The organism is Polaribacter huanghezhanensis, from assembly GCF_030444335.1.
In the GTDB taxonomy this organism is placed as follows: domain Bacteria; phylum Bacteroidota; class Bacteroidia; order Flavobacteriales; family Flavobacteriaceae; genus Polaribacter; species Polaribacter huanghezhanensis.
Window position 1 is genome coordinate 1,235,606 of sequence record NZ_CP128595.1, and the last position, 15,963, is coordinate 1,251,568.

Sequence of the window (15,963 nt, forward strand, 5' to 3'; positions counted from 1 at the left end):
TAACTTTATGAAAATTAAAATGAAATGAAAAAAACACTGTTTATATTTTTATTGTTTAATGCTTTTCTTCTGAATGCACAATCAGCAAAAAATTATCATGTTAAATCGCAAAACTTAAATGTAAGAGAAAAACCAAACAGTAAATCTCCAATAGTTATTAAGTTAAAGAGATATGATAATTTTAAAATAATTGAAGAGAAAAATTCACTAGGTTGGGTTAAGATAACTTATAAAAGTTATACAGGATATGTTCATTCAAGATATATTAAAAAAGGGAAAGTAAATATTTCTTACTATTCTGTTAGAACGGGGGCTAAATGTAGAGATGGATCTAGTAGTAGTGCAACAGGTAGAGGAGCATGTTCACATCATGGAGGTGTTTCTTATTGGATTACATCAAAAAGAAAATCAGTTAGTGTAGAGAATTAAACCTCCTTATAAACTTCTTCAAACGGAATTCTAAAACGTTCTCCATACACACCTTTTTCGGTTCTAATTCCGCAAGAAACAATCATGTTTATTTCTGCGCCAAAAGGCAAACCCAATACACGTTTTACGCGCCAAGTATCTGAACCTTCCATTGGGCAGGTATCATAATCAATTGCCGCCATACTTGTCATAAAATTTTGGGCTGCCAATCCAGCAGATTTGTGTGCAACAATGCGCATATCTTTTTGCCGAACTTCTCTGTAAATCGGTCTAAAAAGCCCTATAATTAAAATCATCAAATATTTAAACCAACCTAAAATTCCGAAGAAATCTACGTATGCAAACGGAATGATTTTTCCGTAATAATTTCGAGCTACTTTTTCTCTACTACGTTGTTCAGACTTCGGATTGTTTTCGCCAAAAACAGCATCCATAAATTTTAAATTTGCTTTTGCACGTTGTTTCCATAAATCTTTTCTGACTACAAAAACAACTAATTGTTGTGCGGTTGTTGCTGCATTTTGATTGAAACAAAAGGGCGCAATTTTGGCAATCATATCTTTTGAAGTGATGTGATAAAACTCCCACAATTGCATATTGCTACTATTTGGAGCAAGTGTTGCTTGCTCAATACATTTTTTTACGAGAGAAGTATCTAGAGGTTTTTCTGCGTCAAATATTCTTACAGAACGCCTGTATTGTATTGCTTCTGAAACTGTTTTTTCGTTGGTCATATTTTATGAAAATAATTTCATGAAGGTTTTTAATGTCTTTAATTTTCCTTTATAAGGAGCATACCTCATCGGAAGATCGAGCCAATTGTAACGTTTTGTTACTCCTTTTTTGTGTGAAAACAACTCAAATGTTTGCTTTCCGTGGTAACTTCCAATTCCGCTTTCGCCAACGCCACCAAAAGGTAAATTGTGATTTGCAAAATGTACCGTTGTGTCGTTAATGGTTCCACCACCAAAAGAATACTTGGCAATCATTTTATTTGCAAATTTTTTATTTCCAGAAAATACATAAAGTGCTAAAGGTTTTTCGTAGTTGCCGATTATTTTTTCTAAATCTTCTTCGGTTTGATAAGAAATCACAGGAGAAATTGGTCCAAAAATTTCACCTTTCATTACTTCGCTATCCAAACTCGGTTCATCAATTAAAGTAGGGGCAATATAATTGTCTTCTCGGTTTGTTTTTCCACCAACTAAAAAGGTTTCATTTTCTAACATCGCTGCTAATCTATCAAAATTACGTTGATTTACAATTCGTGGATAATCGTTAGAGTTCTCTGGATTTTCTCCATAAGCGGTGGTGACTTCTTTCTGATAATATTCAATAAATTTATCTTTTACAGAAGTATGAATTAACAAATAATCTGGAGCAATACAGGTTTGTCCGCCATTGATTAATTTTCCCCAAACAATTCTTTTTGCCGCTAATTTAATATTGGCAGTTTCATCAATAATACATGGATTTTTTCCGCCTAATTCTAACGTAACTGGAGTTAAAAATTGCGCGGCAGCTTTTGCTACAATTTTACCAACTTGTACACTTCCTGTAAAGAAAATATAATCCCAACGTTGATTTAGTAATTCTGTTGATGTTTCAACACCGCCTTCAACAACGCTTACCAAGTTTTTGTCGAAAACCGACTCGACAATTTCTTTGGTAATTTTACTGGTGTTTGGCGTTAATTCTGATGGTTTTACAACCACAGTATTTCCTGCAGCAATTGCGCCAATAAGTGGAACTAATGCGAGTTGATATGGATAATTCCAAGGAGCAATTATTAAAACAGTTCCAAAAGGTTCTTTGTAAATTTTACTAGAAGACGGAAAGTTTAAAAATGCAGGCATCACGCTTTGTGGTTTTGCCCAAGTATTGATGTTTTTAATTGTTCTTTTGAGTTCAGAAATTACAATGGAAGTTTCTGTCATTACACTTTCGTATTCCGATTTTTTAAAATCTAAATACAGCGCATTTACAATGTCTTTTTCTCTTTTAGTAACTTCTGAAAGCAAACTTTTTAAAAGTTTTTTTCTGTTGGAAATGTCTTTGGTTTGTTGCGAAGAAAAATATGTTTTTTGCTCTTGTACTATTTGCGGAATATTCATAAACCCTATTGTTCTTTTAGTTTTGTATGCATTACTGAAAACCATAAAGGAGGTACTAATGCTAAGATGACCATCCCTGGATAACCTGTTGGCATTTGCGGACTTTCTGGTAGCGATTTTAAAATTTGATAGTGTTTACTTCCGTTGTAATGATGATCTGAATGACGCGATAAATTAAACAACATTAATTTACCAATGACATGATCTGAGTTCCAAGAATGTGTTCTTTTTACTTTTTCGTACCTGCCACTTTCAGATTGTTTTCGTAATAGTCCGTAATGTTCGATGTAGTTTACACTTTCTAATAATAAAATTCCAATTATTGATGCAATTACAAAGCAAATCAGCACAAATGTTCCGAAGAAATAAAAGATGGATGAAAGTAAAATGATGTTTAATAAAGTATAGATGACCATTCTGTTTTGGTAATGAAACCAGCTTCTGCCAGAAAGTTTTAAGCGTTTGTTTTCTAATTGCCAAGCTTGTTTGTAGCTCGTAAAATGAGAGCGAATCCAAAAGCTATAAATAATTTCGCTTTTTCTTGCAGTAGCCGCATCTTTTGGAGTGGCAACGTTAAAATGATGGCCCGCATTATGATACGGTAAAAAATGAGTGTTTATAGAACTTAATAATAAAATTTCTCCTAAAAACTGGTCAAATCTGTTGTTTCTGTGACCTAATTCATGTCCCACATTTATGCCAAGTGTTCCAGACATTAATCCCATTCCAAAGAGTCTTCCAATCAATTCAAAAGTGGTTAAATGAGGTTCTTGGATTGCGTAAAAAAACAAATACAAAAAGTACAATTGCACAGGAACTGTTAAATATAAAATATAAGTGTACATTTTATTTTCTTTTTCAATTTGCTCTTGTTCTTTGTTAAAATTTTCTGGTGTTGGTTTAAATAAAAACTCTAAAATAGGAACAATTCCGAAGAATAAAAATAAAGGTAAAAAAGTATACCAACCATTCATATTGAATGAAAAGTAAACGCTAATTGGTAGAGAAAAAACGGTAAGAAATTTTAGGCTTTTCATTTAAAAATGGATTTCAGCCTAAAGATACAAAATTAAGTACACGAATCCCAAATAGGATCTTTTGATAAAGGAGCAATTACAGAAATTTCTTCTTTGCTTACAGGATGAATAAAATTTATTTTTCGTGCATGTAAATGAATACTCCCATCTTTATTACTTCTGTTAAAACCATATTTTAAGTCGCCTTTTATTGGTGATCCAATTGTAGCTAATTGACATCTAATTTGATGATGACGACCGGTTTCTAAATCGATTTCTAACAGCGAATAATTATCTAGTTTTCTAATGGTTTTATAATGTAAAACAGCTTTTTTACTGCCATCAATTTCTTTAGAATACGCGGTAGATTTGTTGTTTTTTGGATTCTTTTTTAGAAAATTAATTAAGGTATCCGATTCTTTTTCTGGTTGATTTTTTACAACTGCCCAATAGGTCTTTTGAATGGTTTTATCACGTAACATTTTGTTTAATCTTTCGAGAGCTTTAGAAGTTCTTGCAAAAATGATCACGCCGCTTGTTGGTCTGTCTAATCTGTGGACAACTCCTAAAAAAACATCACCTGGTTTGTTGTATTTCTTTTTGATGTATTCTTTAACAACATCACTTAAAGGTTTGTCGCCCGTTTTATCACCTTGAGAAATATCGCCAGCACGTTTGTTTACAATAACAATGTGATTGTCTTCAAATAAAACTTGCAAATTTTCTTTGGTAGATAACATGACTGTTATTTGAAATTATCAGCAACATCAACGTTTACATTATCAATAAAATCTAAAACTTCTTTTCTTCCAAGACTTGTTGTTGATGAAGTTAAAAATGATTCAGGAAGTGTTTCCCAATACGTAAGTAATTTCTTTTTGTAAGAAGCAATTTGATTGTTTATTTTAGAACTTCCAATTTTATCAGCTTTGGTAAAAACGATGCAAAACGGAATTTGATTTTCTCCTAAAAACTGCATAAATTCGATGTCTATTTTCTGCGGATCATGTCTGCTATCAATTAAAACAAAGGTACAAACCAATTGTTCTCTTTCTTTAAAATAATTTTCTATAAAGTGTTGAAAAATGGTTCTTTTCTTTTTAGAAATTTGTGCATAACCATAACCAGGTAAATCCACTAAAAACCAAGATTCATTTATTTTAAAATGATTGATTAATTGTGTTTTTCCAGGTTTTCCAGAAGTTTTAGCTAAATCTTTTCGCTCCATCAACATGTTGATTAAAGAAGATTTACCAACATTAGAACGACCAATAAAAGCGTATTCTGGAATTCTGTCTTTGGGTGCATTGGTAACATTACTGTTACTCATTACAAATTCTGCCGATTTGATTTTCATTTGAAATTAAATGTTTCTAGAAGTGAGCCAAGCGTCTAAAAGATTGTTGAACTCCTTTGGTCTTTCCATCATTGCCGCATGACCACATTTATCTACCCAAAATAATTCAGAATCGGGTAAAAGCTTGTCAAAATCTACCGCAACTTCTGGCGGCGTAACTTTATCTTGTTTTCCCCAAATCAAACAAGTTGGTTGGCTCATTTTTGGTAAATCTTTTGCCATATTATGCCTTATTGCACTTTTGGCAATTGCTAAGGTTCTTATTAAGGAGTTTCTGTTGTTAATTACAACATAAACATCATCAATCAATTCTTCTGTTGCAATAGCAGGATCGTAAAAAACATCACGAGCTTTTTGAGTTACATATCCTCTATCTCCTCTTCTAGGGTAGCTATCTCCCATGGTATTTTCATAGAGTCCAGAACTCCCAGTTAGCACCAGTGCTTTTACTTTATCTGGGTAATGTTTTGAAAAATAGAGACCAATATGTCCGCCTAAAGAGTTTCCAACTAGTACGATTTTGTCTAGTTTTTTAAACTCGATAAAATCATTTAAAAATTTTGCTAAATTTTTAATATTGGTTTTTAATAAAGGCAAAGAATATAAAGGTAATTCAGGAATTAAAACTTTATAGCCTTTTTTAGAAAAATGATTAAAAGTAGCATCAAAATTACTTAACGCTCCCATTAGCCCATGCAATACAACTATTGCTTGTCCTTCACCTGCTTCTGCGTATGTAAACTTACCTTCAGTAATTAAGTTTTCTGTCATGGTCTAAATTGATTTTGACTTTGTGGCAAATGTAGTTTTTTTTTAGGACATATACATCTTTAACACAATGAGCAGAATTCTAAACGTATGTATTAAAGTGTCAATATTTTACGTTAAAATGAATTTTTTGCAATAAAGTGGTAAAAAGTGGTAAAAAGTGGTAAAAAATTTCTACTTTTGAAAATCAAACTAAGAGGTAACTAGAAATTAATGAATCTAATTGGTACATACGAATGCAAGGCCGATGCTAAAGGAAGAGTGATGTTTTCATCCGCTTTGAAGAAGCAGTTGTTGCCTGTTGTATCTGAAGGATTTGTAGTGAAAAGAGCAGTTTTTCAATCTTGTTTGGAGTTGTATCCGATGAAAGAATGGAATTTGATGATGGATAAAATCAATACGTTAAATCGGTTTGTGAAAAAGAATAATGATTTTATCAGAAGGTTTACAGCTGGAGTTAAAGAGGTTGAGTTAGATGCCTCTGGACGATTATTAATTCCGAAAGATTTATGTCAGTTTGCTGGAATAGAAAAGCAAGTTGTGCTGTCGTCAGCAGTCAATATTATTGAAATTTGGGATAAAGATAAGTATGAGAATGCGATAGATGATGCCGCAGTTGATTTTGCAGAATTGGCTGAAGATGTAATGGGAAATACCGATGCAGATGAGTTATCATGATCCGGTTTTATTAAAGGAAAGCGTTGATGCTTTAAAGATTAAAGAAAACGGAATTTATGTTGACGTGACCTTTGGTGGCGGAGGACATTCTAGAGAAATATTAAGTCGTTTAGGAAAAGACGGAAAGTTGTTTGCTTTTGATCAAGATCCAGACGCACAAGAAAATAAGATTGATGATGAACGTTTTGTCCTGATTGCAGAAAATTTTAGACACATTACAAGGTTTTTAAAATTTTATAGAATAAAAAAAGTAGATGGAATTTTAGCTGATTTAGGAGTTTCATCGCATCAATTTGATGTAGCAGAAAGAGGTTTTTCTACTCGATTTGATGGAGATTTAGACATGAGAATGGATCAGAAAAGTGATATTTCTGCGAAACACATCATTAATAAATATGGAGAAGAGCGGTTGGCAGATGTATTGTTTTTATATGGCGATTTAAGAAATGCAAGAGCGTTGTCAAAATCGATAGTAGAAGCAAGACTAGAAACAGCAATTGAAACAAGTTTTCAATTAAAAGAAGCATTAAAAAGACATTTGCCAAAGGCAAAAGAACATAAAATTTTAGCTCAGATTTTTCAAGCTATTCGCATAGAAGTAAATCAAGAGTTAGAAGTATTAAAAGAGTTTTTAAATCAGATTCCAGATTTGTTAAAAGAAGATGGAAGATTGAGTGTAATCTCTTATCATTCTTTAGAGGATCGATTGGTGAAGAGATTTATAAGAACAGGATTATTTAGCGGCGAGCCCAATAAAGATTTTTACGGTAACACAAGTGAACCCTTAAAAAAAGTTGGAAAATTAATAGTACCTACCCAAGATGAAGTTAAGTTGAACAACAGGGCTCGTAGCGCTAAATTAAGAATGGCAACATTAAAATAGTATAATGACAAAAGTAAAAAGAAATATTTACGATGTATTACGTGGAGGTTTCCTTACAGATGCTTCGGCATTTAAAAACTGGCGCATTATCATTTTTGTTGTTTTTCTATTATTATTTATGATTACTAGTGGGCATAAAGCCGATGGTAAGGTTATTAAAATTGCAGAATTAAATAAAAAGAAAAGAGAATTAAGAGCAGAATACGTTGATACAGGAACCATTTTAATGCGAATGAAAATGGAATCGAACATTCGACAGAAGGTAAAATCTAGAGGAATACTTCCTTCCAAAACGTCTCCAGAAAAAATAAAAATCATCCGAAAAACGAACTAACCTTGGCAACCATTAAAAAGAGCATATTAAACAAACTATATATAGTCACTGCTTTAATGACGCTTTTTTTTATTGTTATTATTGGACGAATTATAGATATTCAATATGTACAAGGCGATAAATACAGAAAACTTTCTGTAGAAAGCACCGTTAAAAATGATACTATTTTTTCTAACAGAGGAAATGTGTATGCAGCCGACGGAAATTTATTGGCAACATCGATGTATAAGTACACAATCCGAATGGATTTGGTTGCGGTAAAAAGTGCAATTTTCGAAAAAAACATCAACGCTTTATCGAGCTCATTATCCGAATTACTTGGAAAGCCAGCGGCTTATTATCAACAAAAATTAAGAACTGCTCGTAAACGAAAAAACAGGTATTTACTGATTGCAAGAAACTTGGGATACAATGATTATATAAAAATGAAGCATTTTCCTGTTTTCAAATTAGGTCCATATAAAGGAGGTTTTATTACAGAGCAGAAAACGGTAAGAGTAAAGCCAATCGGAAAAATTGCTGAAAGAACAATTGGGTATGATGATTATAGAGGCGGAGCAGGAATTGAAGGTGCATTTGCCAAATATTTAGAAGGAGAAAATGGCTGGAGATTAAAACAAAAAATAGCGCAAGGTCAATGGAAACCAATTAATGATGTCAACGAAAAAGAACCAATAGATGGCAGCGATGTTATTACAACTTTAGATGTTAACATTCAAGACATTACGCATCACGCTTTGTTAAGACAAATGGAGTTTTTTGATGCAGAACATGGATGTGCAATTGTGATGGAAACGGCTACTGGAGAAATAAAAGCAATCGCAAATCTTGGTAGAACATCAAAAGGAACGTATTACGAAAAAAGAAATTACGCAGTTTGGGAATCTCATGAACCTGGATCGACTTTTAAATTGGCAAGTTTAATGGCTGCTTTAGAAGATAAAGTAATAGATACCTCTACAGTTGTTGATACAGGAAATGGAATTTTAATGCTGCACGGAAATAAAGTGGAAGATTCTCATCGTGGAGGTTACGGAAAAATCTCTGCTGCTAGAGTTCTTGAGGTTTCATCTAATGTAGGAATCGTAAAGCTGATTAGAAAATATTACGATGAGACTCCGATGAAGTTTATCAACAAAATGAGATCATTTGGATTAGATAAAAAACTAGGATTACAAATTCAAGGAGAAGGAACACCATTTATTCCGTACCCAGGAAACAAAAGAAATCCGTGGAATAAAATTTCTTTAGAATGGATGGCTTGGGGTTATGGAGTTTCACTTACACCATTACAAATGTTAACGTTTTACAACGCTGTTGCAAACAATGGTGAAATGGTAAAACCACGGTTTATTAAAGAATTACGAGTGCAAAATAAAACGGAGAAAGTCTTTAAAAAAGTAATTATAAAAGAAAAAATTGCAAGTCAAGAAACGATAAATAAAGTTAGAAAAGTATTGGAAAATGTTGTGATAAAAGGAACAGCAGAGCATATTTATTCTCCAAATTTTTCTATGGCTGGTAAAACCGGAACGGCAAAAAAATGGGTAGATACTTATACAGATAAAGAAGGAAAAAGGATAAAAGGCCATTATTCTAGCCAATTATATGTTGCGTCTTTTGCAGGTTTTTTTCCTGCGGATAATCCTAAATATTCTTGCATTGTTGTAATTCATGAGCCAAACAAAAAGAAAGGATATTACGGAGCAATTGTTGCTGCTCCAGTTTTTAAAGAAATCGCTCAAAAGATATATACAACTACACCAATTAATGTGCAACAAGTAACTGATCAACCAACAATTACTGGATTAGATTCAAAGTATCAAGAGTACTATAAAAATGTACAAAAAGAACACGATGTTGTTCCAGATGTAAACGGAATGTCTGGGATGGATGCGGTTTCATTATTAGAAAATTTAGGTTTAAAAGTAAAATTTAATGGTGTTGGAAATGTAGAAACACAATCGATACATAAAGGATCAAAATTTAAAAAAGGAGATACAATTCTACTGAAATTATCATAAATAAATTGAAGAAATTAAAAGACATATTATATAAAATATCCATCGAAGAAGTTCTTGGGTCAACAGCTCTTGAAATAAACTCTATTCAGTTTGATTCTCGTAAAGTAACATCGAACGATTTGTTTGTTGCGCAAAAAGGCGTCACTGTTGATGGACATTTGTTTATTGAAAAAGCAATTTTATTAGGAGCAACCGCAATTATTTGTGAAGAATTCCCAAAAGTAATTGCTGAGAATATTTCTTATATCAAAGTAAAAGATGCTAAAAGCGCATTGGCAATTTCAGTGTCTAATTATTTTGAGAATCCATCATCAAAATTAAAATTAATTGGAGTTACCGGAACAAATGGTAAAACGACTATAGCTTCTTTATTATATCAATTATTTAAAAAAGCAGGTTTTAAAGTTGGGTTGCTATCTACAGTAAAAGTGGTTATCAACGAGAAAGAATACAATGCAACACACACAACACCAGATTCAATCACCATCAATTCGTATTTAAATGATATGATCAATGAAGGAGTTGACTATTGTTTTATGGAAGTGAGTTCGCACGGAATTCATCAAAAAAGAACACACGGTTTGCATTTTGAAGGAGGCATTTTCACGAATCTTTCTCACGATCATTTAGATTATCACAATTCGTTTGCAGCATATAGAGATGTTAAAAAAGCATTTTTTGATTCGTTGCCAAAATCGGCTTTTGCTCTCGTAAATATTGATGATAAAAACGGAACTGTAATGTTGCAAAATACCAAAGCAACAAAAAGAACATATGCATTAAAAACCATTGCAGATTTTAAAGGAAAAGTGCTAGAAAAAAGTATGTCTGGAACTTTGTTAATTGTAAACGGAACAGAAATTTGGTCTAAACTTATTGGGACATTTAATGCATACAATTTATTAGCAATTATTGGAACAGCAGAATTATGTGGTTTAGAAAAACTAGAAATTTTAAGATTAACAAGTGAGTTAGAAAGTGTAAGCGGTCGTTTTCAGTACACAATTTCTAAAACTGGAATTACCGCAATTGTAGATTATGCACACACGCCAGATGCGTTAAAAAATGTGTTAGAAACCATTGCTGATATTAAAACGGGTAAAGAAAAAGTAATCACAGTTGTTGGTTGTGGCGGTGATAGAGATAAAACAAAAAGACCAAAAATGGCAAGAATTGCTTCGCTGTTAAGCAATCAAGCAGTTTTTACTTCTGATAATCCAAGAACAGAAAATGCGCAAACAATTATTGATGAAATGGAAGTTGGAGTAAGCGCAGAAAATCTTGCAAAAACGTTATCGATTGTAGATAGAAAACAGGCGATAAAAACAGCGTGTAAATTATCTGAAAGTGGAGATATTGTTTTAGTAGCCGGAAAAGGCCATGAAACCTATCAAGAAATAAATGGAGAACGATTTCATTTTGATGATTTAGAAGTTGTTACCGAATGTTTAATCCAATTAAATAAGTAAGAATGTTATACTATTTATTTCAATATTTAGAGAGTCAATTCAATTTCCCAGGAGCAAGTGTATTTCAATTTATCACATTTCGTGCTGCTTTGGCATTTATATTTTCGTTGTTGTTTTCAACGATTTTTGGAAAGAGAATCATCAATTATTTACGAAAACAACAAGTTGGAGAAACAGTTAGAGATTTAGGGTTAGAAGGTCAAGCTCAAAAATCAGGAACACCAACAATGGGAGGGATTATCATCATTTTGGCAACCTTAATTCCGGTGTTATTATTGGCAAAATTAGACAACATTTATGTCATCATATTAATCATAACAACTCTTTGGATGGGTTTTATTGGTTTTGTAGACGATTATATAAAAGTATTTAAAAAAGACAAAGGTGGTTTAAGCGGAAAATTTAAAGTGTTAGGTCAGGTTGGTTTAGGATTAATTGTTGGCTCGATGCTTTATTTTCATCCAAACGTAACAATCAAAGAACAATTGCCAGTTGAGCAACAAATTGTACAAGAAAACGGAAGAAAACAGGTTTTTGGAGATGCGCATAAATCTACAAAAACAACCATTCCATTTTTAAAAGACAACGAATTAGAATACTCAAAAGCATTGAGTTTTTTGGGTGATGGATATGAAACCTACGCGTGGATTATTTTCATTTTTGTAGTAGTTTTTATTGTAACCGGAGTTTCTAACGGGGCAAACTTAACAGATGGAATTGACGGATTAGCCGCAGGTTCATCAGCAATTATAGTCATTACGTTGGCTGTTTTTGCGTGGGTTTCTGGGAACATCATTTTTGCAGATTATTTAGATGTAATGTACATCCCAAATTCTGGAGAAATGACCGTTTTTATTTTGGCATTTGCAGGTTCATTAATCGGATTTCTTTGGTACAACACGTTTCCGGCTCAAGTTTTTATGGGCGATACAGGAAGTTTGACAATTGGAGGAATTATAGCTGTAATTGCCATTGCAATCCGCAAGGAATTGTTGTTGGTTTTTTTAGCTGGAATTTTTGTTGTGGAAAACATGTCAGTGATTTTACAAGTAGGATATTTTAAGTACACCAGAAAGAAATTTGGAGTTGGAAGACGCATTTTTAAAATGTCGCCATTGCATCATCATTATCAAAAATCGGGATATCACGAAAGTAAAATTGTAACGCGTTTTTGGATTGTTGGAATTCTGTTAGCGGTGTTTACAATTGCAACATTGAAATTGAGGTAAATGAAGAGAATTGTGATTCTTGGTGGTGGAGAAAGTGGCGTTGGAACCGCCATTTTAGCAAAGCAAAAAAACTATGAAGTTTTTGTTTCTGATAAAGGAGCAATTGCGGAGAAGTATAAAAAAGTTCTTTTACATAATGAAATAGATTTTGAAGAAAATCAACATACAGAAACGAGTGTTTTAAATGCTGATTTGGTGATGAAAAGTCCAGGGATTCCTGAGAAAGTTGAGTTGGTTCAAAAATTGATAAAAATGCAAATTCCAGTAATTTCAGAAATAGAATTTGCGAGTCAATTTACAGATGCAACGATTATCGGAATAACAGGATCAAACGGAAAAACAACAACAACATTGCTAACGCATCATGTATTAAAACAAGCGGGTTTGCATGTTGGAATTGCAGGGAATATTGGAGACAGTTTTGCGCAACAAGTTGCGGAGCAAAACTATGAGAAATATGTGTTAGAGTTGAGTAGTTTTCAGTTAGATGGAATCGAAAAATTTGCACCGCATATTGCAATCATCACCAACATAACGCCAGATCATTTAGACAGGTACGAATATGATTTTAATAAGTATATCGAATCAAAATTTAGAATCACAAAGAATCAAACAACAAAAGACTATTTAATTTATGATGCGGATGATACAGCAATACAAAATTGGTTAAAAAAAAATAAGATACAAGCACAGTTACTTCCTTTTTCGATAGAAAGAGAATTAGAATTTGGCGCTTTTATAAAAGGAGAAAATATAATAACGAAAATAAACACAGAAGAATTTACTATGCCACTATCAAACCTAACGCTACAAGGCAAACACAATGTAAAAAACGCAATGGCTTCGGCTATGGCAGCTCAATTACTAAAAGTAAGAAAGCAAACAATTAAAGAAAGTCTTTCAAATTTTGAAGGCGCAGAACACCGTTTAGAAAACGTACAAAAAGTAAAAGAAGTACAGTATATCAACGACTCTAAAGCAACCAATGTAAATGCAACTTTCTATGCTTTAGAATGTATGGATAATCCAACAGTTTGGATTGTTGGTGGAGTTGATAAAGGAAATGATTATCACGATTTATTGCCTTTGGTAAGAGAAAAAGTAAAAGCAATTGTTTGTTTAGGAATTGACAATAAAAAAATTATTGAAACTTTTAATAATGTTGTCGATATTATTGTAGAAACTGCTGGAGCAGAGGAAGCTGTAAAAGTTGCAGCAAAATTAGCAACAAAAGGAGACAATGTTTTATTGTCGCCAGCCTGTGCAAGTTTCGATTTATTTGATAATTACGAAGACAGAGGAAGGCAATTTAAAAAAGCAGTAAGATCAATTTTATAATTTAAGTGATACACCTACTCAAACATATAAAAGGAGATAAAACCATTTGGACTATCGTTGCAGTATTGGCAATTTTTTCGTTTATGCCAGTTTATAGCGCTAGTACAAATTTGGTGTATGTTGTAGGTTCTGGATCAACATTTGGCTATTTAATAAAACACATGATTTTATTAATTATGGGTTTTGTCATTATTTATGGAGTTCATAAAATTCCGTACAGATATTTTAGTGGAGGTTCTGTACTAATGTTGCCAATTATTATCTTATTGTTGATTTATACCTTGTCTCAAGGAACTACAATTGGTGGTGCAAATGCCAGTAGATGGATTCGCATTCCGTTTGTTGGTGTAGGTTTTCAAACATCAACGTTGGCAGGATTAATTTTGATGGTCTATGTAGCAAGATATTTAGCAAAGAATAAAGAAAAAAAGATAGAATTTAAAGAAAGTTTGTGGCAGTTGTGGTTGCCAGTCGCTTGTATTTTAGTGTTGATTTTACCAGCAAATTTTTCTACAACAGCAATTATTTTTACCATGGTAATGTTGTTGGTTTTTATTGGTGGATATCCGCTTAAATACATCGGATTTATATTAGGAGTTGGAATTGTTTTTTTAACATTGTTTGTGTTGATGGCAAAAGCATTTCCGGATGCAATGCCAAACCGTGTTGCTACTTGGGAAAGTAGAATAGAAAATTTTTCAAAAAGTGATGGCATTGAAGGATATCAAGTAAACAAAGCAAAAATAGCCATTGCAACTGGTGGATTAACAGGGAATGGGCCAGGAAAAAGTGTTCAGAAAAACTTTTTACCACAATCTTCGTCAGATTTTATTTATGCAATTATTGTAGAAGAATATGGACTTGTTGGAGCATTTTTAGTGCTTTTTATTTATTTTTTATTGCTGTTTAGAATCCTAATTGCAGCCAAAAAAGCCAATACAATTTTTGCTTCTTTATTGGTGATTGGAGTTGGTTTGCCAATTATTTTTCAAGCAATGATAAACATGGCTGTTGCAAGTAATTTATTTCCTGTAACTGGTCAAACATTACCGCTAATTAGTAGTGGTGGAACATCGATTTGGATGACGTGTTTTGCACTCGGAATGATTTTAAGTGTAAGCGCATCAAAAGACGAAACAGAAGAAGCAATTTTAGATGATAATCCTTTAGATATTTTACATGAAGCGATCGATTAACATCCTAATAAGTGGCGGTGGAACAGGCGGACATATTTATCCGGCGATTGCGATTGCGAACGAATTAAAGTTGCGGTATCCGAAAGCAAAATTTTTGTTTGTTGGCGCAAAAGATAAAATGGAAATGGAGAAAGTTCCGCAAGCTGGATACGAAATAAAAGGATTGTGGATTTCTGGAATTCAACGAAAATTGACGCTGAAAAATCTTTCGTTTCCTTTTAAATTGATCAGTAGTTTATGGAAAGCATCTAGAATCATTAGAAAATTTAAACCAACAATAGCAATTGGAACGGGTGGTTTTGCAAGCGGACCAACATTAATAGTTGCAAGTAGTAAAGGAATTCCGACTTTGATACAAGAACAGAATTCGTATCCAGGAATTACTAATAAAATATTAAGTAAAAAAGCAAAATCAATTTGTGTGGCTTATGATCATTTAGAGCGATTTTTCCCTGTTGATAAAATTGTAAAAACAGGAAATCCTGTAAGGCAAGATTTATTGACAATTCATCATAAAACAGAAGAGGCAAAAGCATTTTTTAAGTTAGATGCAACTAAAAAAACAATATTGATTTTAGGCGGAAGTTTAGGTGCAAGAAGAATCAATCAATTAATTGAAGCGCAATTAGATTTTTTTAAAAATCAAGAAGTGCAACTTATTTGGCAATGTGGTGCATTCTATATTGATGAATATCAAAAATACAATGAAAACAAAAACGTACAAGTTCATCAATTTTTAAACAGAATGGATTTAGCGTACGCGGCTGCAGATGTTATTATTTCTAGAGCAGGAGCAAGTTCGGTTTCGGAATTATGTATTGTTGGCAAACCAACAATTTTTATACCGTCGCCAAATGTTGCAGAAGATCATCAAACAAAAAACGCAAAATCTATTGCAGATAAACACGGAGCAATTTTGTTAAAAGAAAGTGAGTTAGAAACGTTTCCAATTGTTTTTGAAACCTTGATGAAAGATAAAGGAAAGCAACAAAGCTTGAGTGAAAATATAAAAGGATTGGCGTTGCCAAATGCTACAAGTCAAATAGTAAATGAGATTGAAAAATTATTAAATAAAGAATGATGTCTCCTCGAGTGGAGTCGAGAGGTTTAGTAGGTCTCGACTCCGCT

The 15,963-nt window shown here is 32.8% G+C and carries 16 protein-coding genes; 10 read left to right on the top strand and 6 right to left on the bottom strand.

All coding sequences use genetic code 11. The features are described from left to right. Window positions 1–24 precede the first annotated feature (24 nt). Window positions 25–429, top strand: a complete 405-nt coding sequence (locus KCTC32516_RS05830) for an SH3 domain-containing protein (RefSeq protein WP_301402643.1) — start codon at window positions 25–27, stop codon at window positions 427–429. Here KCTC32516_RS05830 and KCTC32516_RS05835 read toward each other — a convergent pair. The 6 genes from KCTC32516_RS05835 to KCTC32516_RS05860 are packed head-to-tail and all read right to left on the bottom strand — an operon-like array spanning window position 426 to window position 5,687. Then, the gene (locus tag KCTC32516_RS05835) at window positions 426–1,163 is read right to left on the bottom strand and encodes a nitroreductase family protein (RefSeq protein WP_301402645.1); all 738 of its coding nucleotides are present in this window, start codon (window positions 1,161–1,163) and stop codon (window positions 426–428) included. The genes KCTC32516_RS05830 and KCTC32516_RS05835 overlap by 4 nt on opposite strands. Before the next feature lie 3 nt (window positions 1,164–1,166). Continuing rightward, window positions 1,167–2,543: an aldehyde dehydrogenase gene (locus tag KCTC32516_RS05840; RefSeq protein WP_301402646.1), complete on the bottom strand. Its 1,377-nt coding sequence runs from the start codon at window positions 2,541–2,543 to the stop codon at window positions 1,167–1,169. Window positions 2,544–2,548: 5 nt separating this feature from the next. After that, on the bottom strand, window positions 2,549–3,580 hold the full coding sequence (locus KCTC32516_RS05845; protein WP_301402647.1) for an alkane 1-monooxygenase: 1,032 nt from the start codon (window positions 3,578–3,580) through the stop codon (window positions 2,549–2,551). A gap of 32 nt (window positions 3,581–3,612) precedes the next feature. Then, window positions 3,613–4,299, bottom strand: coding sequence for an RluA family pseudouridine synthase (locus KCTC32516_RS05850; protein WP_301402648.1), 687 nt, complete (start codon window positions 4,297–4,299; stop codon window positions 3,613–3,615). Between the two features lie 5 nt (window positions 4,300–4,304). Further along, window positions 4,305–4,916 carry a ribosome biogenesis GTP-binding protein YihA/YsxC gene (gene yihA / locus KCTC32516_RS05855; RefSeq protein WP_301402649.1) on the bottom strand — a complete coding sequence of 204 codons (612 nt, stop codon included), beginning with the start codon at window positions 4,914–4,916 and terminating at the stop codon, window positions 4,305–4,307. Window positions 4,917–4,922: 6 nt separating this feature from the next. Then, window positions 4,923–5,687 carry an alpha/beta fold hydrolase gene (locus KCTC32516_RS05860; RefSeq protein WP_301402650.1) on the bottom strand — a complete coding sequence of 255 codons (765 nt, stop codon included), beginning with the start codon at window positions 5,685–5,687 and terminating at the stop codon, window positions 4,923–4,925. 210 nt (window positions 5,688–5,897) lie between these two features. On the opposite strand from KCTC32516_RS05860, the gene mraZ reads away from it, so the two are divergent. The 9 genes from mraZ to murG are packed head-to-tail and all read left to right on the top strand — an operon-like array spanning window position 5,898 to window position 15,916. Beyond that, entirely contained in the window at window positions 5,898–6,362 is a 465-nt protein-coding gene (gene mraZ, locus KCTC32516_RS05865; RefSeq protein ID WP_301402651.1) for a division/cell wall cluster transcriptional repressor MraZ, read from the top strand. After that, window positions 6,349–7,245 (top strand): 16S rRNA (cytosine(1402)-N(4))-methyltransferase RsmH, encoded by an 897-nt coding sequence (gene rsmH, locus KCTC32516_RS05870; RefSeq protein ID WP_301402652.1) that lies wholly within the window; start codon window positions 6,349–6,351, stop codon window positions 7,243–7,245. The genes mraZ and rsmH overlap by 14 nt, the downstream gene beginning before the upstream one ends. Window positions 7,246–7,249: 4 nt before the next feature. After that, window positions 7,250–7,579 (top strand): FtsL-like putative cell division protein, encoded by a 330-nt coding sequence (locus tag KCTC32516_RS05875; RefSeq protein WP_301402654.1) that lies wholly within the window; start codon window positions 7,250–7,252, stop codon window positions 7,577–7,579. 56 nt (window positions 7,580–7,635) lie between these two features. After that, window positions 7,636–9,603, top strand: coding sequence for a penicillin-binding protein (locus KCTC32516_RS05880; RefSeq protein ID WP_301402655.1), 1,968 nt, complete (start codon window positions 7,636–7,638; stop codon window positions 9,601–9,603). A gap of 5 nt (window positions 9,604–9,608) precedes the next feature. Next, window positions 9,609–11,072, top strand: a complete 1,464-nt coding sequence (locus KCTC32516_RS05885) for a UDP-N-acetylmuramoyl-L-alanyl-D-glutamate--2,6-diaminopimelate ligase (protein ID WP_301402656.1) — start codon at window positions 9,609–9,611, stop codon at window positions 11,070–11,072. A 2-nt stretch (window positions 11,073–11,074) separates the two neighbouring features. Beyond that, window positions 11,075–12,301, top strand: coding sequence for a phospho-N-acetylmuramoyl-pentapeptide-transferase (mraY, locus tag KCTC32516_RS05890; RefSeq protein WP_301402657.1), 1,227 nt, complete (start codon window positions 11,075–11,077; stop codon window positions 12,299–12,301). Further along, a complete protein-coding gene (murD, locus tag KCTC32516_RS05895) occupies window positions 12,302–13,639 on the top strand; it encodes a UDP-N-acetylmuramoyl-L-alanine--D-glutamate ligase (RefSeq protein WP_301402658.1) in 1,338 nt (445 codons plus the stop codon). 5 nt (window positions 13,640–13,644) lie between these two features. Continuing rightward, window positions 13,645–14,835 (top strand): FtsW/RodA/SpoVE family cell cycle protein, encoded by a 1,191-nt coding sequence (locus tag KCTC32516_RS05900; RefSeq protein ID WP_301402660.1) that lies wholly within the window; start codon window positions 13,645–13,647, stop codon window positions 14,833–14,835. Continuing rightward, window positions 14,819–15,916, top strand: coding sequence for an undecaprenyldiphospho-muramoylpentapeptide beta-N-acetylglucosaminyltransferase (murG, locus tag KCTC32516_RS05905; protein ID WP_301402661.1), 1,098 nt, complete (start codon window positions 14,819–14,821; stop codon window positions 15,914–15,916). Before KCTC32516_RS05900 ends, murG begins: the two co-directional genes overlap by 17 nt. Window positions 15,917–15,963: the final 47 nt, after the last annotated feature.